The 21238-nt window shown below is 52.2% G+C and carries 19 protein-coding genes; 8 read left to right on the top strand and 11 right to left on the bottom strand.

The features are described from left to right. Window position 1: 1 nt before the first annotated feature. The 9 genes from WKR14_RS02940 to WKR14_RS02900 form a co-directional block, all read right to left on the bottom strand. A complete protein-coding gene (locus WKR14_RS02940; RefSeq protein WP_101056728.1) occupies window positions 2-403 on the bottom strand; it encodes a hypothetical protein in 402 nt (133 codons plus the stop codon). 81 nt (window positions 404-484) lie between these two features. Then, window positions 485-2440, bottom strand: coding sequence for a BCCT family transporter (locus tag WKR14_RS02935; RefSeq protein ID WP_101056729.1), 1956 nt, complete (start codon window positions 2438-2440; stop codon window positions 485-487). 396 nt (window positions 2441-2836) lie between these two features. After that, window positions 2837-3868, bottom strand: coding sequence for a hypothetical protein (locus WKR14_RS02930; protein ID WP_208143124.1), 1032 nt, complete (start codon window positions 3866-3868; stop codon window positions 2837-2839). A gap of 3 nt (window positions 3869-3871) precedes the next feature. After that, a complete protein-coding gene (locus WKR14_RS02925) occupies window positions 3872-4084 on the bottom strand; it encodes a hypothetical protein (RefSeq protein ID WP_339087341.1) in 213 nt (70 codons plus the stop codon). 50 nt (window positions 4085-4134) lie between these two features. Further along, entirely contained in the window at window positions 4135-6009 is a 1875-nt protein-coding gene (locus WKR14_RS02920) for a hypothetical protein (RefSeq protein WP_335923627.1), read from the bottom strand. Between the two features lie 57 nt (window positions 6010-6066). Then, the gene (locus WKR14_RS02915; RefSeq protein ID WP_339087340.1) at window positions 6067-7974 is read right to left on the bottom strand and encodes a hypothetical protein; all 1908 of its coding nucleotides are present in this window, start codon (window positions 7972-7974) and stop codon (window positions 6067-6069) included. Between the two features lie 4 nt (window positions 7975-7978). Then, complete coding sequence (locus tag WKR14_RS02910) at window positions 7979-9742, bottom strand: hypothetical protein (protein ID WP_339087339.1); 1764 nt, start codon at window positions 9740-9742, stop codon at window positions 7979-7981. A 466-nt stretch (window positions 9743-10208) separates the two neighbouring features. Then, entirely contained in the window at window positions 10209-10688 is a 480-nt protein-coding gene (gene tsaA, locus WKR14_RS02905; protein ID WP_101056735.1) for a tRNA (N6-threonylcarbamoyladenosine(37)-N6)-methyltransferase TrmO, read from the bottom strand. Window positions 10689-10767: 79 nt separating this feature from the next. Next, the gene (locus WKR14_RS02900) at window positions 10768-11526 is read right to left on the bottom strand and encodes a substrate-binding periplasmic protein (protein ID WP_101056736.1); all 759 of its coding nucleotides are present in this window, start codon (window positions 11524-11526) and stop codon (window positions 10768-10770) included. Window positions 11527-12053: 527 nt separating this feature from the next. Here WKR14_RS02900 and WKR14_RS02895 point away from each other — a divergent pair. The 8 genes from WKR14_RS02895 to WKR14_RS02860 all read left to right on the top strand — a co-directional run bounded on the left by WKR14_RS02895 (window position 12054) and on the right by WKR14_RS02860 (window position 19445). Further along, on the top strand, window positions 12054-12710 hold the full coding sequence (locus WKR14_RS02895; protein ID WP_012579084.1) for a quinolone resistance pentapeptide repeat protein QnrA1: 657 nt from the start codon (window positions 12054-12056) through the stop codon (window positions 12708-12710). Between the two features lie 143 nt (window positions 12711-12853). Continuing rightward, window positions 12854-13153, top strand: a complete 300-nt coding sequence (locus tag WKR14_RS02890) for a hypothetical protein (RefSeq protein ID WP_019705996.1) — start codon at window positions 12854-12856, stop codon at window positions 13151-13153. Between the two features lie 43 nt (window positions 13154-13196). Then, window positions 13197-13631: an HNH endonuclease gene (locus tag WKR14_RS02885; RefSeq protein WP_088498801.1), complete on the top strand. Its 435-nt coding sequence runs from the start codon at window positions 13197-13199 to the stop codon at window positions 13629-13631. 229 nt (window positions 13632-13860) lie between these two features. Beyond that, on the top strand, window positions 13861-14184 hold the full coding sequence (locus tag WKR14_RS02880) for a hypothetical protein (RefSeq protein WP_126621863.1): 324 nt from the start codon (window positions 13861-13863) through the stop codon (window positions 14182-14184). Between the two features lie 469 nt (window positions 14185-14653). Next, the gene (locus tag WKR14_RS02875) at window positions 14654-16507 is read left to right on the top strand and encodes a peptidase U32 family protein (protein WP_287590653.1); all 1854 of its coding nucleotides are present in this window, start codon (window positions 14654-14656) and stop codon (window positions 16505-16507) included. Window positions 16508-16517: 10 nt separating this feature from the next. Beyond that, the gene (locus WKR14_RS02870; protein WP_287590648.1) at window positions 16518-16892 is read left to right on the top strand and encodes a PH domain-containing protein; all 375 of its coding nucleotides are present in this window, start codon (window positions 16518-16520) and stop codon (window positions 16890-16892) included. Between the two features lie 415 nt (window positions 16893-17307). Beyond that, a complete protein-coding gene (locus WKR14_RS02865; protein ID WP_339087337.1) occupies window positions 17308-18633 on the top strand; it encodes a hypothetical protein in 1326 nt (441 codons plus the stop codon). A 2-nt stretch (window positions 18634-18635) separates the two neighbouring features. Beyond that, on the top strand, window positions 18636-19445 hold the full coding sequence (locus WKR14_RS02860; RefSeq protein ID WP_286996541.1) for a hypothetical protein: 810 nt from the start codon (window positions 18636-18638) through the stop codon (window positions 19443-19445). Here the strand turns inward: WKR14_RS02860 and WKR14_RS02855 are convergent. Both WKR14_RS02855 and WKR14_RS02850 read right to left on the bottom strand, forming a co-directional pair. Continuing rightward, complete coding sequence (locus WKR14_RS02855) at window positions 19442-19741, bottom strand: hypothetical protein (RefSeq protein ID WP_339087336.1); 300 nt, start codon at window positions 19739-19741, stop codon at window positions 19442-19444. The two genes, WKR14_RS02860 and WKR14_RS02855, sit on opposite strands and share 4 nt — an antisense overlap. A gap of 397 nt (window positions 19742-20138) precedes the next feature. Beyond that, complete coding sequence (locus WKR14_RS02850) at window positions 20139-21128, bottom strand: transposase (RefSeq protein WP_339087335.1); 990 nt, start codon at window positions 21126-21128, stop codon at window positions 20139-20141. Window positions 21129-21238: the final 110 nt, after the last annotated feature.

Genomic DNA, 21238 nt, shown 5'->3' with positions numbered 1-21238 from the left:
TTCAGCTGCCTTTGAGTGAGCGCAGGAACAAACCTATGCCACCTGTCAGCAATACAAGGATCACCAAGAGATCAAAACTGCTCATGCTGCGCAGGCTAAAGTGAATGGTAGAGATCACCCCAAAGATCATCGCTGTGATTGAGCCAATCGCCAATAACCAGCCAAGAATATTCTTGCCGTTATAGAAAATCATCCCAACCCCCAGAATAAAGGGCACCAAGATCATACCACCGGTGATCCCCCACTGGCTGCCAAATGCGGGGACACCATACAAGCGGGTGCCCAGACCAAAGTTGCTGGATACCCGAATGGCGTTGAGCAGCATATAACCGCCACCACACATCATGATAAGGCCAATAAAAAACTGACCAATGCCGCCGGAACTCCCTCCCGCTCCATTCATGTATAACGTCCTATATTCAATCGATTGATGCGACAAAAATTTTAGCCGTTTTAGGCCCGGGCGGCAAACCGGGCCATAACGTTACGAGTCGCGGCCATTGAGGCGTTCAATAATCTGCGCCTTGGCTTCTTCCTGCGCCTGCAATGCTTCCTCTTCCTGTTTCTGCCGCATCAGCTCATTGAAGGTAATGCGGGCAGACTGGGCTTGCTCCGAGGCTTGCAGTTTACGCTCCTTTGCCGTCATGGCTTCATCTGTGAGGCGCTGCAGCTCGGCAAGTGACTCATCGGGCGCATCCCCCAATTCCAGGTGCGATTCACTGCGGCTCAAGGCTTCACGACGCAGCTGTTTTTTCAGCTCCCAGATAGCGTCCAGGGCTTCACGCTCGGCATCGGCGGCCTCAATGGCGCTGTCTCGCAATTGTTCAAACTTGGCCAGCGCCTGGCCTTCGCGGCTCCAGGGGTCAACCTCTGGCAGATCCGAAATATTAATCACGGGATCCTCGTAACCATCCTGATGACTCAAGTCCAACATGGCCGCCTTGACCCCGGACATCATCAGCATCACGGCGATCACCAAGAGCGGCAGACCACCGACGATAGCCGCCGTCTGCAAGGTGGCGAGCCCACCCATAAACATCAGTACCGAAGGCATAAAAGACAGAGTAAAGGCCCAAAATAGGCGGTTCCAGCGCAGTGGCTCCTCGGTCACATTGTTTTGCACCACGGACGCCAGAATATAAGAGATGGAATCAAAGGTGGTGGCGGTAAAGATGATACACAAGAGCGTAAAGACGGCGATGACCAGATAGCTGAACGGCAACTGCTCCAATATCGCAAAAATTGCCCTGGTCGCCCCGTGTTCATTGAGGATACCCACCACATCCAGCTCCCCCGACAACTGCAACGACAGGCCGAAATTACCCAAGATCATAAAGTACATGGCACAGCCCAGAGAGCCGAAGAAAATTGAACCGGCCACCATCTGTTTGATGGTTCGGCCGCGGGAGATCCGCGCCACAAACAAGCCCATGCTGGGGGCAAACACCAACCACCAGGCCCAATAGAAGATGGTCCAGTCCTGAGGAAAATGGGTATTCTCAAAAGTCCCCAAACCACCGAAAGGCTCGGCCCAGGTGGCCATGATAAAGAAGTTGTTCAACATACGTCCCAGAGAGTCCAGGCCGGTTTCCAACATGAAAATAGTAGGGCCGGCAAACAGAATAAATGCCAGCAGCGCCAGCGCGCCCCAGAAGTTGATATTACTCAGCACCTTAATGCCTTCATCCATCCCCTTATAGGAGGAATAGGCAAACAGTGCAGTACACAGAAGCAAAACCCCAATCTGGCTACCCGTGGTCGATGGCAGCTCAAACAAGTAACTCAGGCCTTCGTTGATCAGCGGCGCCGCCAACCCCAGAGTGGTAGCCGCCCCGCCGAGCAAGCCGAAAATAAACAATATATCGATAAACTTGCCGAGCTTGCCGTGACTGCGGCCTTCCCCTATGACGGGCATCAAGGCCGCCGATACCTTGAGCACAGGCTGTCTGCGAACATAAAAGAAGTAAGCAATGGGGATGGCAGGGATCAAATAGATGCTCCAGGCGATAGGCCCCCAGTGGAAGAGGCCATAAGTGGCGGCCCAGCGCACCGCTTCTTCACTGCCGGCTTGAAGTTGAAATGGTGGATGCTGATAGTAATAGGCCCATTCAATTGTGCCCCAATAGAGGATACTGGCGCCTATACCGCCGCAAAACAGCATCGCTGCCCAGGAAGCTGTGGCAAATTCCGGCTTTTCATCGGCATCGCCAAGCTTAATCTGGCCGATGTCAGAAAAGATGATGTAAATCATAAAGAAGAATGCCGCCAACCCGAGCGACAGGTAGGCAAAACCCAATTTATCCGTCATAAACGCCTTGGCAACGGCGATCCATTCGGCACCTTCAACCGGAAACAGCGCCAGCGGGATCACAACTACAAGCAGCAGGCCCAGAGCACCAAAGAAAGTGGCTTTATCTATGAGTTCGAAGTGTTTTTTCATGCTTTTGCTCTTCTGTTTGTCTCCGTTCGGGAGCTGGGGCCACAGGCAGAGGCCCATGCCGGATAAAATAGGCACAAGTCGCCATCCAGTCGATTATCTTTATCCGGAAAACGTACAAAAAGTGACGTAAATCAATAGGATTGTTACGTGATGAGATATTTGTGTCCAGCTTGTATGAATTGCTGACTATTTCAGTAAATACGATAAAACGCTTAAGACCATAAGGATTTATGTGCGTGATTGCAAGTTTACCCCGGTCTGGGAGGTGCCATTCATAAAAGCAAGGAGAGTGATAAAGCCAAGAGACTCAACAAGCAAAGGGGCCCACAGTCACAGGGGCCCATACAGACAAAGTACCAACAACCGGCAGAATCTGGCTGTCAGTCTGGCGCTTCGCTACTGCTTCAGCTTCATCCAGGCCGCCTGGGTTTCACGACTGCTTCTTGGGTCCTTTGGCACCAGCCAAAGCAGCATCATATTCAGCAGTGAAGTCGAGAGCATAGCTCCCCAAAGCAGCATCAGTGAGATGCTGATAAGGATGTAACTGGCGTAGGAGTCCATAAAGGACAGGGCCAGACCGAAAACAACACCGCTCCCGGGTAATAACAGTAGAGTAATAAACAACATCAAACATACCGTCTTAGCGACTGACCACCCCAGATTACGAGCCCTGCGACTGAGAACCCTGTAGCCGAAATAGAGGCTGGGCAGTAACCAAAACATGATGAGCGTTCCTGTCCCCTGCCCTTCAAGCCGCAGCAAAGACCGCAACGCAAAAGCAGGGGAACCGGAAGTTTGCACCATAAAGGTCAGCCATCCGAGAAACAATCCATTGCAAAGCCCCAGTATCATGCTGCTGCGAAAGAAAGCCAACGCCGGCGTCTGACGATCGGGGGCGCACCCCTTACGATGAGCCAGCAAAGGGTGTTCAGGTTCAACTTTTACCAAGGGAGGCCGAAACAGGTAGATCAGTAACTGCACTACCAGCCAAACAACAGCGCAGCCCAAGGCAAACATCAAGCCAAGCCAAGGCATAGTCTTGTCAAACTGAAGCATGCTCAGTAGCGTTGGGTAGGAGAAGCCGAACAGGATATTCACCAATGCCAGCGGCACACCGCACCAATACCCGAACGCCCGTCGCCCAATAGCGACATGCGCTGCCAGCAACCCTGCACCTATACTGAGTTGCAGCCCAGTTGCCAAGATAGCCAACAGTAAAATAAAGAAGTCGACCTCTCGAATTGCCAGCAGCAGTGAAGGTGAGAACATGTACACCAGTTGCCACTGATAATGGATAGCCAGCATGGGCAGCAGCGCAGTAAAATAGCGACTCCGGTCGCGGGCTTGTTCCGCCCCGCCAAACTCTGGCTGAACAAAGAGATCGCTAATCACCTTAGCCATGCTGTTGGACGATTGTCTCAATCCCATTGCTCATCCTCCTCGAAATACTTGCCAGTCAGAACTGGATGAACTCAACTCGGCAGCCCAAAGCAGTTCGGTGCCGCCGTCATCGAGTGGACGCATCTGCAATAGATGAAGAACCGGGCCACCTATATCAGACTTTACTTTCAGCAACCTGGGGCCCAATTCGCTGGCCTGGGCGTATCTCTCTGAATAGTGGGCAAAATCCAAAATCTCAATCACAAAACAACCCTTTGTTATTTATGATGATTACCCCTGGGTTAAGTATCATTTTATTGATAATCGTCTTCATCCTGACGGCTCATTTCATATGGCAAGCGGCGGTTAAAGTCCTCGCCATCAGGGGTATCGGCATACTTGCCGAGCAAGGTATCCAGATTGCCATCCTGTTGGAAAAACAGCTCATGATCGACATCGATACAGTTGAGGTATTGGGCCACCAGCGGTAGATATTGGCTACCGGCCAATCCCAATTGCAACGCACAGTCGGCCAGCGCCGGCTTGCTGATGTGTGGATCGCTGTAACAGTAATGGAGCCGCTCATTGGCAATGAATAGCCCCAGCAGACGCGCCATATAGTTCCGGCCTTCCAATTGGAGGGCCACAGCCTCAAAGAAGCGCGCCTCATCCCAGCTTTCGTCGGCATCATAAAAACCGAGGCGCAAGTCTTTACCCGACTTGAGCGATTCAAAATCTGTCAATGCCCGCAGCACCAGCTTGTCCAAGGCCTCAAGCCTTGCACTTGCTGACTGCAGAACCCTGACTTCGATTCGCGAAAAACCGAGCAAAGGAGGAACTGTATCCTGCACCTGCGCCTGGGCATGGAAGCTGCTCCATTCTGTCTGCTGTAATTGCACAGCAAAGCTCGCCTCCATGGCGGCGGGCGCTTGGTTCATCTGGCTGGCCAGCTCTAGAGTGGGAGTGGGATTGACGTTGGGATTAACGCGCCACAGATAATGCCAGTCGGTCAGCAAGGCTCCCTTGCCGAGGAGTTTCATGCCCTCCTCGTCGTATAAGTCATCTTCGCCATCCGGGAGATACAGGGGTGAGCGCCACAGCCCATCCAGAGAAACCTTGCGGGTCGCGCCGCCATGCCAGCCAAGCCAAAGCGCCGCTTCGTCATCGCAGTAGGCAATATCATCCAGCTGTAACCAGAAACGCCCCTGCGCCTCTTGCCAGTCGAGATTGTCGACATCGGCCGGGCCCAACAGCATGTCGGCGTCATCGGCCAGTTGCTCGCGGGTATATTGACGCACGCAAAAACGGCCTATCTCGCGGCCAAGGCGCAAGTCGATGCGCTGCAACTGATACGCCAGCGCCTCTGTTTCAGCATCGGCTACCCGGCTCAACTCCATGGCCGGCAGGGTAAGCTCACCGCGCTCACTGTCCAGCGCCAGGGCACACTCCCAGAGCGCTTCATTCCCCGGCGGATTGGGCAGAGGCATGGCCGCCACCTGCAAGAGCTCGGAATAACGGCCCTGCCATTGAACTTGGCTCAGGTCACTACCTACGGGGTTACTACCGACGACAGCCATGGGGTCCAGCCGCAGCAAAAACTGCCAGGCCTGGGACCGACGGCGCCTACTGCGGTGACAATGCAGGATCAAGCTGTTATCCGGCCCGGCATAGAGGCGATCGGTAAAACTCAGCCCCATGCTGTCCGGCAGTCCGGCCTCATCGACCTCGGCCCAAGGGCTGCCCTGATTATCCACCTCATCATTCAGCTGCATGGCAGCCGAGGGCGAGAGATCCCTGTCCTCCAGCCAGTGCCAGAGCGTTAAGTCATAACAGCAGCGCCGGTCATTTTCGCCCAGTGATGCCAGGGTTCGGCCATCACTCAATACCGCGACTTTGAGATATTCCATCCCGGTATGAGCCAAAAACTCCTGCTGCCGACGCGCCAGATCCACCAAGTAGATACAGCCCTGCTGATCCCAGATAACGCAGCTCTGCTCACGCCCCGGCACCCCATGGAAACAGCCACTGACCTGCATAGTGCCCTCGGCCATGGGAAAGTCTGTGCTCCAGATGAGCCGATAACCCGAGCCCGTATCTGCCGCTTCATAGAGATACAGGCAAGGGCAGCCATTGTCCGCATCAATATAGATGAGTTTACCGTCGCCAACCGGCGAACTTGTGAATGACATATTTCTTTATCCTTTGCTCAAAAATACCAGCGACTGCCAGTTATCGTCGTTATCGAATTATTCGTCGTCATAGTCGCCTTTCTCGGCCAGCTTAAACTCCGGGTCGTTATAGGGGCTTGGGACCGCCGCCAGGAAAGCCGCCAACTGTTGCGAGTCCTGATGTTCGGCAAAGATCACTTTCAAGGTGCGATTGATATGAAATGGATGCACGGGCAAGGCGCTGAGAACATTGAAATAGTCCGCGAGTTGCGGCAGTGCCTGCCTGTGCTGGCTGAGCGCCAAGGCAGCCTCGGCCAGCACAGGCCGCCCCTCGGCTCCCAGCAAACACCTGGCCTGGGCCAGACGGCAGTATGCCGCCAGGATGGCCGCTATCAACTCAGGCCCCTGCTCCAGACGCACGGCATAGTGGAAGAAGTCGTATTCACTGTGCCGATTCCCCAAACCATCGACAAAGGCAAACCAAAGCCTGCCAGGCTCAGTAACCGCACTATGGGTTATTTTCTGCTTCAAGCGGCCAAGCCAGCCGGCTCTGGTTGCTACAGGGACTCTGGTTGCTACTGGGGCTCGGGCTGTTACTGAGGCTAAGGGCGCTCCGCACGCCTCCCCCAGGCTCAGCTCCAATTTAGGCAGCACCGCCAGTAGTTGCTGCAAGAGTTGCAGCCTACCTTGATCCGATGTCAGATCGTCACAATAGAGAGTCACTCTGCCACTGGGGCAAGGCTCGGCCTGCAGTTGGCTGGGAATTTGCAGCGGCTTGGGTTGATAGCTGCAGCAATTGAGCGGGCACTTTTGCTGTTCGCCAGCCAACAGGCTCTGGGGCACAGCAGCTTGGGAGTCGATGTCGACCGAGTAGTGACTGGGCTCATCGAGATCACCGAATGCCAACCAGAGTTGCCCTTGGTTAACCCCCTTGATCATGACCAGATCATCACCATAATGGCTCAAGGGCCGCCACTGCCCCGCCGCATCTTGGCTGCCCAGTTGGTACAGAGGGGAAAGCCTCTCGCCCTTCGGCGACACCTTTTGCACCACCCCCCCTTTCCAGCCCAGCCAGAAGACTTGCTCCTGCTCGCAAAAATAGCTGCAAGTCAGGCTGTTGAGCAGTTGCTGCCACTCGTCGTTATCCTGATGGGATATCTCTCCGGCGGCAATCCGCTCCAGCGCCTCCTGAACCGTTTCGGCATCATATTCATCACAGATATCGGCCATGGCCAGCAAGCGCACCCCGGCATCGATTTGGCGGCCGAGGTTCATATCTATCAGCTGCAACCTGGCTTCGTAACGCACAGGCTCGCCCTCGGCCTGATGACGGCTCACGCCATCGGCGGCCAGGGTAGTGATAAGGCCGTTGGCACGGTTCTGGAACCAATAATCCTGCGTTGAAACCTGCACTGGAGCCGGTTTCCCCGGCAGAGGCTGTTCGGACCAGGTTTCGTTTGACGGGTCAAAATACACCAGTTGCTGAAAGCGGAAGCGATAACCGCCATGCTCATTGCGACCATAAAAGGCCACGCGTCCATCCCGGGTCAGAATCAGTGACTCAGGCTCGATTTCGGCACTCACAGGCCAATGCTGCACCGGCTCCATGGCCGCGAGATCGACCTTGAGCAAGCTGTGGCCGCGGCGCGCAGCGATGCCCACCCGCCCGACCACCCACAGGGTCTGGTTGTGGCTATCGAGCCAGGCCCCGGGGGTTCCGGAGATTTGTAAATCCAGCACCTGCTCACAACTGCGCGCCTGATAATCGCAGACAAAAAGCAGTCCATTTTGGCCCAAGGCCAGAAAGCGAGTGTCATCCAGCCACTGCAACAAGGCCAGCTCGCCATCCTCGGTTCCCGGCAACTCACATTGCCACAACAGGGTGTCGGCCTCGGCAGAACTCTGGATAACCTGAATAAGTTCAGGGCCGATAAAAAACAGCTTGGCCTGTTGCAGGCAGATATTGGTTCTTACATTGGCATTCATTGAGTTATTCCTGTGATTTGCAATCAGGCGGGGAAATCGGCCAGGGCAAATTCTGGACAAAACGGCGATATTGGCGGCTCTTGAGCAGCCCCTGGCCGTGGCGCCTTTGAATAAGCGGCACTGAGTGCTGTTGATGGAAGGCGGCACCTGGAGCATCAGCCAGCATATTGAAATAACGAGCCAACAAAGGCAGATAAGCTATATCATCACCGGCCAGCGCCAGCACTGTGTCCGACAAGGCCGACTTGTCGGCGCCGCTGCGCAGACTTGCCGCATCCGGATAGGCCAGCAGCTTCTCAACGGCTTCTGCCAACAGCTCGGCGCCGCCCGGCACAGCTATCAGCGCGGCCACAAACTGCGCCTCGGTCCATTCACGGCCATGTCTGTCGCTAAAACGCCACTCCAGGCGCTCACCCTTGACGCTGTTTGGTAAGTCGGCCAGACGGCTGACCATCTCTTTGGCGCTGGCCAGCAAACACTCCCCCAGCTCCAGATAATCGGCCTCAATAAGATTGAGTCCCGCCTCACCATGGGCCAGGCTCTGCTGCTCACTCATCACCAACTCAGGTTTAGGCCAGAAATAACAGGGCAAACTCTGGCACTCGGCGTCCCCAGGCAACATGGGCGTGACAGTGCTGGTATCCAGTGCATATATCTCGAACCCCACCAGCAGCAAACGATTGGCTGATGCAGAGGTCAATTGATAGTCATAGTGGTCAAAGGCTACCAGGGCAAAGGGATTGGCTTCATCGCCGGGGAGTGGGCATTCGTTGGCGCGATAGCGAGGCGACAACGCCTTGAGGCGGAAGTGTTCCTCTGGCGCCAGATAGCCCTTCATCAGCTCGCCACTGCGCCAACTCAGCCAAAAAGCGGCTTCATCCCGGCAAAGGCGGATACCGCTCAGCCCGTCAAACAGGCTTTCGAGCGCGTCAGTCAGCTCCTCTTCATCACAGGCATCTTCGCCGCTCCTGAGCGACTCAAGCAAAGTGGAAAACTCATCCGGTTCCAACAAGCCATCATGGCTGTCAAACCAAAGCACCGGCTGTTGCCAAAGCACATCAAGAGATTCGAGTGCTACCAGTTGCAACTGCAGAGCGATGCGAGGACTGTCACCGCTCTCATCCAACAGACACTCAGAAACCGGCAATAACGCCAACTGCCGGTCAGGGCAAAGATGTATGCTCGGGTAACGGCGAGCTTTAAGCAGCGGTTTGCCCTCAATCCGGTGAAATTGGCTCTGGCCGTCGACCACATTGGTGCACCAGAAGCCATGCTCCCGCTGCGCCAGAGAGCCGCATTTACGCTCATAGAATAAAAAACAACCGTCACGGCGCCGCACCATGGTGCTGCCAAGGCGGCGATTATCCAGATATTCAGGCAAGCAGATATCCTTAATCAGCCGCCAGTCGGCCAGCGACCAGCCCAGAAGACAGGGATATTCATCATCCCCTCTTGGCTGCTCGGCCACATACCAGAACTCGCCTCTGTCTTTATCCAGCCAACCATGACCATAGATGCCGACATTTGGCAGATTGACCATCAGCCGAGGCCCGGTTTCGATATCACCGGCATAGATCTGCCCGGAGCAGGTGGCGACCACAAATTCGCTGTCGCTGTAGAAGGCGCTCAGCACCACTTCATCCTCGGCCTGGGGCAACTCATACTGCCAAAGCAATTGCTGACGGCCATCAGCCAGCGGCGTCAACAGCTGCAACTGCGGGGCACCGGCCTGCTTCGGGGAATGTAAAATCCATTTGGCAGCTGTCATCTGAGACTCCTGTTGTTAACAGTAAAGAGATAGCCGCGTCCGCAAATCGAAGTGGCATGATGAAATAGCCCCAAAGCACCCATCAAACATAAAAACAACTTGGCATGGCTAAGGGGGCTTGCCAGGTGCGGATGCAGAGCAAATAAAGGGGAAGGAAGCGTTTGGCCTAGATTAACCAGCAGCCTAATGGGAAACTGAACGACAATAGCAGTTTTCAAAACAATCCTTTTCGATGGCCTTAAGGCCTGGGCCCATCCAGGGCTCACAGATGTAAGCTAGGCAGCACTATTGGTTTATGCCCCCTAGAGTAAAGAGAGTGAATTTTGACGCTCAAACCGCTCCATGACAAGCTTGAAAGCCATTAAAGTGATGCCAATCAATAGCAAGTAAATAAAAATGAAACAGCAGATGAACATGAAAAAGGCTTTTATGTTCATCACTGCCTCTTATCGATCAGTTAAAGTATTCAGGCAAACCTGTCGTCGGAAAGGGTTTGCAGTGGATCTCTGCCCTGCTCGTACCAACCATCACGGGTGTTTTGCACGCAATCAAATGCCTGAATATAGGGTTTGATATCTATGATGGGGGTACCGTTGAGCATATCGATCCCCTTAACATGGATACGGTTGCCCTCTAAACGGTCAATCTCCAAAATCGATAGGCCTATGGGGTTGGGACGCTTGGGTGAGCGGGTCGCAAATACACCGCGCAATTGATTATCGAGAAAAGGTTTAACCTTGAGTGCTCCCTGCTTGCATTGATGCAGATGAAATAGCACATAAACATGGGAAAAACCATCGAGGTCGGCCAACCCTTCGGCATAGTCGGGATGGATCACCAAAACCCCTTGGTTATCGGCGACCTTGCTGCCCTGAATCGGCATATTGGCCAGTTCTGTGTACTGGGTTTCGGCATGGCCTATGGCGGTAAAGCTGACAACTTGCATAACAACTCCGTTGCAAATACAGAATTGCAGTCTACCTCAAGGCTCAAAGGGGATCCTCAAGACAACTCACATTCCCGCCTCAGGGAACGCTGAGCAAGGTTTCTTCATCAAAGTACTTTTGCCGCAGACGCCGCCCCTCTTCCGAACTCAAAACACGGTTCAGCACAGCCTGAAAGTCACTCACCAATTGTGCAGGGATACCGGTACTGAATGCGAAACACAAAGGCTTATGACTGACCTCAAGCAAAGGCGCCATCATGCCCGGTTCATAGCCTTGCCGCTTAAGGGTACTCACCAAGGTTAATCGGTTGCTGGACAGTAAATCGGCGCGGCCACTACTGAGCACCCTAACCGCCTGCTCCAGACTGCTGGTACGTACCAATAAGGCAGGATTAAAGCCATGACTCAACAGCAGCTGCTCACCCACATCTTCTCTGACTGCCACCACCACTAGCCGCTTGGCGTCATCCAGGCGGGTTAATCTCGGCGCCGTCTGTTTGAATGCATACAGATTTAACTCCAGGGTGCCCAGACTGCAGGCCCATTGAAACAGGGGAGCCCTGGCATCTGTGCGAGCCGTTGAAAACAACACCACGTTATCGCGGTTTGCCAACAGGTAGTAGCCTCTGGCCCATGGCAATATCTCTATGGGTTGCGGCTCAACCGCCATCTCCCGCCAAACAAGATGCAAAATGTCGATTGTGAATCCGGAAACCTGACCCTGTTCCGAACTGAAATTGTACGGAGGGTATTCTTCGGTGAGATACCTGAGCTGGCTCAGATCCGCAGCCGCCTGCACACTGCAACAATAGAGCAATAGCGGAAAAAGTAAGCGCATAATTATCCCCCAAGACAACGGTATCTATAGGAAGGACCTCTGCAGGTCTTCAGTCCTATGCCTTGAACGCCAATTGTTGTCCAAGCCACTCTCGACAAAAGAGAAGATCACTAGGATTTACTCGCGCCCTGCTTAAGTGTTGCCAAAGGCGGCTAAATATACAAACCCAAGTTTCAATGCTTATTAACTCATTGTATTTATGCTTTTTTTAACAAAACCATTCGAAAGTAAAGTCCTCGCATCCAGCAAGCCACGTCAGCAGCCCGTAAAGGGCTTGAATTATTTTTCACTACGCCTTGAGCATGGAACCCAGTTAAAGACTCTCAAAATGTCGATTTACCCCCTTAAAATCGCGATTTAAGCACTTCTCAAAGCTATGATTTTAAAGGTTTTATTTTTAGTGATATTCCAGAGTGCCGATGTTAGCCTGCAAAGGTTGTTGGGAAGGCGCGAACCAACCCCATGTTTGCCTGCCTAGGCAAAGCTCGCCGAAAGAGTTAGCACCCTCCCTGATTAAAGGAAGCCGTATGGATATTATTGATAAAGTTTTTCAGCAAGAGGATTTCTCACGCCAGGATTTGAGTGACAGCCGTTTTCGCCGCTGCCGCTTTTATCAGTGTGACTTCAGCCACTGTCAGCTGCAGGATGCCAGTTTCGAGGATTGCAGTTTCATTGAAAGCGGCGCCGTTGAAGGGTGTCACTTCAGCTATGCCGATCTGCGCGATGCCAGTTTCAAGGCCTGCCGTCTGTCTTTGGCCAACTTCAGCGGTGCCAACTGCTTTGGCATAGAGTTCAGGGAGTGCGATCTCAAGGGCGCCAACTTTTCCCGGGCCCGCTTCTACAATCAAGTCAGCCATAAGATGTACTTCTGCTCGGCTTATATCTCAGGTTGCAACCTGGCCTATACCAACTTGAGTGGCCAATGCCTGGAAAAATGCGAGCTGTTTGAAAACAACTGGAGCAATGCCAATCTCAGCGGCGCTTCCTTGATGGGCTCAGATCTCAGCCGCGGCACCTTCTCCCGCGACTGTTGGCAACAGGTCAATCTGCGGGGCTGTGACCTAACCTTTGCCGATCTGGATGGGCTCGACCCCAGACGGGTCAACCTCGAAGGAGTCAAGATCTGTGCCTGGCAACAGGAGCAACTGCTGGAACCCTTGGGAGTAATAGTGCTGCCGGATTAGCTCGAATGCAAACACAAGAGACAAATATCACTTGAGTTCCGCGCTGCAACAAGGCAGATTCTGCTATAGCAGAGTATTACCGCCGGAATGCCGTTTCTCTGCTGCCGCAGCCGACGTTATACCTTCCCTTCAAAGGAGGCATTATGAAGACTCAACTGCACGCCGAGCTGGCTCAGGTCAAGCGCTCTTTGGCAATCACCCAACTACTGGGAGCACCAGGCATCTTACTCATAGGCTTGGCACTCTATGGCCTGGTCATCGCCGAAGGAGATGCCTTCATCCAGGCGCTCAATAATCCTATAAATTGCTATCTATTAATCGCCATAGGCTCGGCCATCACGCTCTGGGAAGCACTTAAGATTATCAAGCTCTCCAAACAACAAACTCAGCTCCTCAAACAACTCGATGAATGCAATGAGTTACCGGAAAAGAAAAACATTTAAGGCTGAAAATCATCTTAAAAAGTTAGACAAGTAAGGAGAAATAATGGAACTGGAGATTCAAGTTACTTTTCGCACAGGAGACAGCATAAGAACCCGACGCTACAAGAGTGAACAAGGTGCCTTACGGGGCATTTGGAAATGGCTCAACAAACATCAGGAGCAGGGAGATATTCAAGCCAGCTTCTTTTCCCCCGAACAGGGCCACCGCATCTTTACACAACCAGAGCAGCTCAGTGAATTTGAGCCCAAAACCATAGATAACTTTTATCAATCCAGGGCCTGGCTAGCGCTCAGATATCAGGTGCTGCAAACTCACGAGCACAGATGTGTAAAGTGTAACCGTACTAAAGCCGAACACAATATAGTCCTGCATGTTGACCATGTACTACCTCGCAGCAAACACAGAGACAAAGCATTAGATATCAATAATATGCAAATACTCTGTGAAGAGTGCAACCTGGGCAAATTAGACAAATGACTTACTGTTCAGTAAATCACCCGTAAAAAACACAACCTGTTTACCGGTAAGAAACAAAGCTGTTACTATCAAAAGTTGGGCAAAACACGTAATTTTATAAAAAAAATAAGTCAACAACATAGATGGGCGTCAGTTTTCAGCCAGGCATTATCTCAAGCTTAGAGCTTGAAAGAATACTTTTAAGTACTCAGCAGCAGACTCATGAGTAACAACATACGGAAACTTGCATATGAAAAATATAATAATTGCGGCCTTTTTAACCGGACTAGTAGCTTGCAGCACCACGCCAACAGCCATGGTTTTCGACGGCAGCAGTGCAGAATCCACCCAACGAGGTGTTATTAGTATCATGAGAACGTTAAATTCTCATGACAAACAGGAATTCGTGATGGCTTTGATGAAAATCCAACATGCTGAATTCGACAGCCCTCTGGCCGCCATGAAACACTCAGATCAAGCGGGTCAAATTGACTTTGCCCTGGTGGGTAAAAAAATTGATGGACTCACCTTAGAGCAAGTGCTCAAACTTGCACAAAAACCAAGCAACAGATAGAAGGCTGCTTAACAAAAGCCTCTATAACTTTAGATAAAAATGGCGCACATCTGCAGTTATCCCGGCACAAAGAGCCATATTTTGGCTCTTTGTTGCAGTTGGAAGATAGTCTACCGGGTGTTCCGATTGAGTAAGCGCGTCCATAGCACTCCGGCCAAGATATTAATCAGCTCTCATGCCACCGAACCAGCCTCAGTTTAGTAAGATATTAATAGTTATAGGTTAATTTTTAAACAGCAAGTATTGAATACTGTCGAATGCAGTGTTGTCGCTGCTGCTATTACCGGCTGAAATAGCAAAAACAAGGCATAAGTCACAGTTCCCCTATCATGAATGACAGGCTCTGCTATAATTTGTGCCCGAAATTTCTCAGCCAATTCCAGACGAGCGGTAAGTCATGTCCACTACAGGTGTTGAACTCTTTAATCCCGGCCAACAGACACAAGCCCCTGCTGCGGCCCCCAAGCAAATGGTGCAATTGGCCGATAACAAGCTGGAGCTGATGGCGCCGGCCAAGAATGCCGACTTCGGTATTGAGGCCATTCGCCATGGGGCGGATGCTGTCTATATTGGCGGCCCGGCATTTGGTGCCCGTCATACCGCCGGAAACAGCATAGAGGACATAACCCGCCTGTGTCAGTTTGCCCATAGATATCACGCCCAGGTATTTGTCACCATCAATACCATATTACTGGACGATGAACTGGAAGAAGCCAGACGCCTGATCTGGGCGGTGTACAAGGCCGGTGCCGATGCCATTATCGTGCAGGACTTGGGGCTGCTTGAGCTGGACTTGCCACCGATTGCACTGCACGCCAGTACCCAGATGGATAACAGGGTTCCGGCCAAAGTCGCCTTTCTCGAGCATGTGGGCTTTTCTCAGGTGGTGTTGGCACGGGAGCTGAGTCTGAGCCAAATTCGCGCCGTGGCCGCCGAGACCAAGATGCGACTGGAGTTCTTTATCCATGGCGCCCTGTGCGTGGCCTACAGCGGCCAATGCTATATCAGTGAAGCCTACACAGACCGCAGTGCCAACCGCGGCGAATGCTCGCAGCAATGCCGGATGCCGGGTAATCTCAAGACCCGCCAGGGCGACATCATTGCCAGCAACGACCATATGCTGTCGCTGAAGGACAACAACCAGACAGATAACCTCGAAGCACTGATCGACGCCGGGATCCGCTCCTTCAAGATAGAGGGCCGACTCAAGGACCTCAGCTACGTCAAGAATGTTACCGCTCACTACCGCCAGCAACTGGATGCCATCATGGCGCGTCGGCCCGAGTTTGAACCCTCGTCCCACGGCCGCTGCCGCTACAGCTTCACCCCGGATCCGGACAAGAGCTTTAACCGCGGCAAGACGGACTACTTTGTCAATGAGCGCAAGGCGGACATCGGCGACTTCCGCACCCCGAAATACTTGGGAGTAGAGGTCGGCAAAGTCAGCAAGATAGGCAAAGACTTCATCCAAGTCGACTCGGATACCGAGTTCCACAACGGGGATGGCCTGGGCTTCTTCGCCGCCAACTATCAAAAGGCCAGGTTGTCGGATGACAAGCTGACAGGTTTTCGGGTCAACCGCGCCGAGGGTAACACCCTGTATCTGAAAAACATGCCGAAAGATCTCTATGTCGGTGCCACCTTGTATCGCAACAAAGATCAGGCCTTTGAAGCCCTGCTGGCCAAAGAATCTGCCGAGCGAACCCTGTTGCTGGACTTCAGCCTCAGCAATACCCAGACAGGTCTGGCGCTGACTGCTGCCGACCGTCATGGCCATCAGGCGACAGTGACCGCTGACTTCGAAAAACAGCAGGCCAAGGATATTGGCCGCAACCGTGAATCACTCGGCAAACATCTCGCCAAACTGGGCAATACAGATTTTCGTCTCGGACAAGTGGATTTGGGCGATGCCGAAGCCGTTTTTGTACCGGCATCCATCATCAATGGCCTGCGCCGTGATGCCATTGCTGCCCTGGACGAAGCGCGCATTCAGGGGTATCAAAGACCCACACCCTGGGTACGGGACGACAGCGCCCGCTTCCCGCAGCGCAGCCTGACCTATCTAGGCAATGTGGCCAACCAAAAGGCCAAGGACTTCTATACCCGTCACGGGGTGGTGTCCATCCGTGATGCCTATGAAGTGCGGCCGGTGAAAGGCGATGCGCCTTTGATGATCACCAAACACTGCATACGTTACAGCTACAACATGTGCCCCAAAGAAGTGCCGGGGATCAAGGCAGAGCCGCTGGAAATGGAGCTGGGTGGCAAGCAGTTCAAGCTGGTGTTCGACTGCCATAAGTGTGAAATGCTGTTGGTGGGTTAAGGAGAAAAACATGGGATTTTTGAACGCCTTGATGGGCAACGCCAGTGAAGTGAATCTGGATAAACTCAACGAAGAACTGACGCCGATTATGGCCGACAGCGAACAGTTGCAGCTGGCCTATAAACTGGTTCGCGACATCTTTGCCTTCACCAACAAGCGCCTGATCTTGATAGATAAACAAGGCATGACCGGCAAGAAAGTGAGTTATCACTCCATCCCCTACAAGGCGATAGTACACTTTGAAGTGGAAACCGCCGGGCGCTTCGACATGGATGCCGAACTCAAGCTGTGGATCTCAGGCCAGGCAGAGCCCCTGGTCAAAGAGCTCAAGCGCGGCACTGATGTGGTAGGTATTCAAAAGACCATAGCCAAATTCACGCTCTGAGGTAAAAAAGTCTAAGATCCGCTATTTGGCAGGGAAAACGCTTCTTCAATGCCGGTCTGCGCCACAAACTCCTCATCATGACTGACCAGAATAAAAGCGCCCGGGTATGCTGCCAGTGCCGCGGCCAGGAGCGCTTTCGATTCAATATCCAGATGATTGTCAGGCTCATCCGCCTCACGTGGAGAGTTTTCTTGCCTGGCTTGATAGTGTCAGCGCCGAGCTGTGGCGTGTCCTGAAACCAGCCGGCACCCTCTATCTGTTTTGCGGCCCCAAGTTGGCAGCCGACACCGAGTTACTGCTAAGAAGCCGTTTCAATGTGAGGCACGCAATACCGAAAAGTGGTACATTCATCGGATAGCTTGCAAGTCAGGAAGGTTTTTTATCAAGGAGAGATAAATGCGAGTTGTGCACTACCGTGATGCTTATCAAAACGATATCCCTAGATATCATCCAACCAGAAAGGGCTCTTGGCTACATTCGGAGATCCCTATCCAGTCAACCAGGGTTCAACCAAACGGTCTTTGGTTTAGACAGCCTACTGAGTGATTGCGGCATTTCCTATGCCCCTAGCCAACATCAAATTGACAGTGCTTTAAGTCGCGTCGCTTGGCGTTTGGAAAGCGGTGACTTTTTCCTGTTAGGTGACAGAGACGATGACTTCGGCAGCATACAGTTCTTTGGCGATATAAGCCCTTTTGTATCGACCACTTTCAGGGAACGTGTCAAGCGTTTGCCTCCCCGGCCTCAGTTCGGGCATGGCAACTATGCCAAAGCCCCAGCCCCCATTGTCGAGCCGGACATTACCTCGGTACCGGAAGCCCCAGCTGAGCTGAAAGAAACCGGGATAACCCAAGCCATTAATGCCATGATGGGCGGTGCTAAACAGGTCATTAATGATTACATTGACGAGCAACGCGCATCACAAGCCGAGTGGCTGGCCGATAAAGGGATCATTCAAGCCAAAGATGAAGCGACAGGCCAAATCCTGACTCCGGAAGAATTAGGTGAACGCTATCGGGGTAATCCAACCCTGCCACTTGCGGATAATGAGTTGGCCGGAGCGGAAGCTGTACAATCGTTTGTCGGTTATGAAGCTGCACTATTGGTGCTTGAGGCTGCCACCAATCGCAAGAAGCTTGTCACTGACTTGGCCGAGTTCAAAGAAGAAGCCGGTAAAATCCTATTCCAAATCAACACCAAATCCCCCAATGCCCTGAGTGAAGCCCTGGGACAATATGGTGCCGAGCAGGTATACAAGGACTTGGGACTAAAGCAAAATAAGGGTTTTATCCACCGTTATCACGGCTGCGACAATATGATGGATTGTCAAAGGCGTGGTCTAGTTGAGATTGAGCACAAGGGTTACAGTAACAACAGTACTAGCCTCAGTGAAAACCAGTTCCGGGAAAGACAAGGGTCAGACAGAAAAAATAAACGCTGGGCGGCAAGGATGAAGAAAAAGGCTCCCAAAGTCGGTCAAGCCTCCAACCGGAAAGGCGGCCCCTATCAGCAGAAAGAACAACAGCTGTGGCAAAATATCCTTGACAAGGATGGGAAGAAAAACCACCTGGCAATCTTTACCAACACCGAAACAGGCCAGGTACGTTACTTTTGGCAAGATAATGCAGGTAACCTGCTCCCCCCAAAAGAGGGGGTGCTCCAAGAATTCACCATCCCCGAGTTTGAGACAGTCAAGAGCACCTTTGCCGATGGATTAAAAGCATTGAAAGGAAACAAATAACCATGACCCAAAAAATCCCCCAACTCTCGGCAGAGCAGCTTGCCAATGAACTAGAAATCGATTTGGAAACCATCGCCCGAAAAAAAGCTTTGGATGAAACTGGTTTTTATAAGGATCATGAGATAGAGCACGTTTATTGGGGCCGCGGCTTTGATTATGCCAGCTTGGGCATGTCCTATGCACTGAACCAAAAATTTGATGAGGCCAAGGCCGCTTTCAAAAAAGCCGCAGAGTATCAATTACGACCATTGAAAATGGCTTTTGACCCGAACGCCCCAGAGTTTATCGGCGAAAAGGTTACCATGGGTAAGGAATCCATTGATGTCGTCAGCTGTTTCAACTGCGCCATGGCCGCCGGTGAGTTGGCGATCGCCAAAGAAGCCTGTTTGCTGTACCCGGAAGAGCAGTTTCCAGGCAACCGCAAACCGGATACCACTGACGATTTGGTGCATGCGCTGAAAGCCTGGTTTAACGGCGACCATGATAAAGCCAGTGCCCATTGCCAAAAACGTCTGGACGAATACACCGCCAAGCCCAGCAAAAAAATTACCTTCCGCAGCAATTACTTTACCTTGCATCTGGCGCTATGGGGGATCATTCACAAAGACGCGTTGAGCTTTGAAGATGGGATTAAACGCAACTTGGCCATTTGGCACCATGGCGCCCGTTACGGCGAAGAAAGCGGCACGACTCGCGGCCACTATGCCGAGTTTGCTGTGGCGCTGACCAACTTGGGGATCCACGCTGGAATGGAGCAGCCGGTTGTTGATCCATTCATCCCCCAGGGGTTGGTGTGGATGAAACCCAATTAAGGTTCTCGCACACTCAATGACCCCAGCTTGGCCAGCTCGGGGTCACTGTTGATGAACTCCACAATATCACGCGCCAGTGGCAGCACTTCATTGCTCTGATAGACATCGTTGGTTTTGAGGACGGAACATACAGGACATCCAAAACACTTTCTGAGCCGCAAGGAAGCACGTTGCAGGGGGCAGTCTCTGATAAATAACGACAGTTTTTTGGAAATGAGACTCTCTGAGACGCTCACTTTCGAAGATTTATGCAGAATTGCAGTTGCCAGGCATGCTTTCGGCAGGCTTATGAACATACAGGACATCCTAAAAGCCGAACATACAGGGCATCCTAAACACTTTCTGAGCAGAAAACATACAGGACATCCAAAACACTTTCTGAGCCGCAAGGAAGCACGTTGCAGGGGGCAGTCTCTGATAAATAACGACGGATTTTTGGAAGTAGGCTCTCTGAGAAAACATACAAAACATACAAAACATACAAAACATACAAAACATACAGGACATCCTAAACACTTTCTGAACAGCAAGGAAGCACGCTGCTGGGTGTCAGTCTCTGATAAATAACGACGTATTTTTGGAAGTAGGCTCTCTGAGACGAGTAATTTGCATGCTTCATACAAAAACTACGGTTGTCAGGCATGCCAAAGACAGGCTTAAGCCTGTTGCTGCAATATCACCAAGGGTTTAAGGTTAATGGGGATGTATTGCTTGGCTTTGTTGCTTACCCCGGCACCATTTACCGCCATATTTGGCCTTCATGGCACACATGGCATCCCATCGGCCACTCATGCCACTGTACTGACGGCGAAACTCCTTGGCGGAAGTTATCCAGGCATCGTCGCTGATACCAAGCTCAAGCAGTAGTTTGGGCCTGGAACAGGCAATAAAGCCACGCTTGTCTTCCCGCACCGCCCGGCCTGTCCAATCAATCAGCTCCAGATAGTCGGCAAAGTGAAACGGAATGCCGCTTTGTTCGGTGGCAGTGGCTGCACCATTAAATTGCAGCAGTGGCTTAATTGAAGCGTTGGCAGATGCAGGCTCAGCAACTTCTTCTATACGCTCCTGAATGGACGTGTAATCAGAAGTTTGCAGCGAATCAGCAATACCTGCGCGAATGGGATTTAAATCCACGTACATCATGCAGGCCAGCAGCGCCTGTTCATCGAGCAGCGCCTGCGACTTAAAGCGCCCTTCCCAGAATACACCCTTGCAACCATCTTCTCGATTGGCCTTGCGGGCGATATCTTCGTTTAAACAGCGCATAAACCAACTGATACTGCCAAGGCGTTCCTGCCAATCGCTAATCAGCGTATCCAACAGTATTCGTTCACCGTCTGAGAGACTATCGCCCTTGAGGAACTTTGCCGCCACAGGATTGCCACTAAAGAGCCCGGTCCAACGCTCAATGACTTCAAATGGTGACAACGATTGTTGCGCAGCAAGGTCGATTTTGAGCACCAAATGGTAGTGATTACTCATAACCGCATAAGCGCAAACGTTGATGCAGAATATTGACGACAACTGCCTGATTTTATCCACTATCCAGCCACGTCTATGCTCGTAACTGCGCCCCGACAGAGCATCTTCACCACACAAAAATGCCCTTCTCACGCAGCGATTAATCACGTGGTAAAAGGGCGTGCTTTCAGCATCTATCAACTGGCGACGGGCTGTGGTCATAACCAACCTCGACTGAGCTTTGATGGGTATTCAAAGGCTAGTCAAGGCTGGGCGAAACATCAAAAAGATATGGCTGTCCTGTCTTAATCAGGGCGAAACATCAAAAAGAT

It is taken from the genome of Shewanella chilikensis, from assembly GCF_037953065.1.
GTDB classification, from domain to species: domain Bacteria; phylum Pseudomonadota; class Gammaproteobacteria; order Enterobacterales; family Shewanellaceae; genus Shewanella; species Shewanella chilikensis.
The sequence above is the reverse complement of the archived record's forward strand: the minus strand, read 5'-3'. Positions and strand labels throughout refer to the sequence as shown.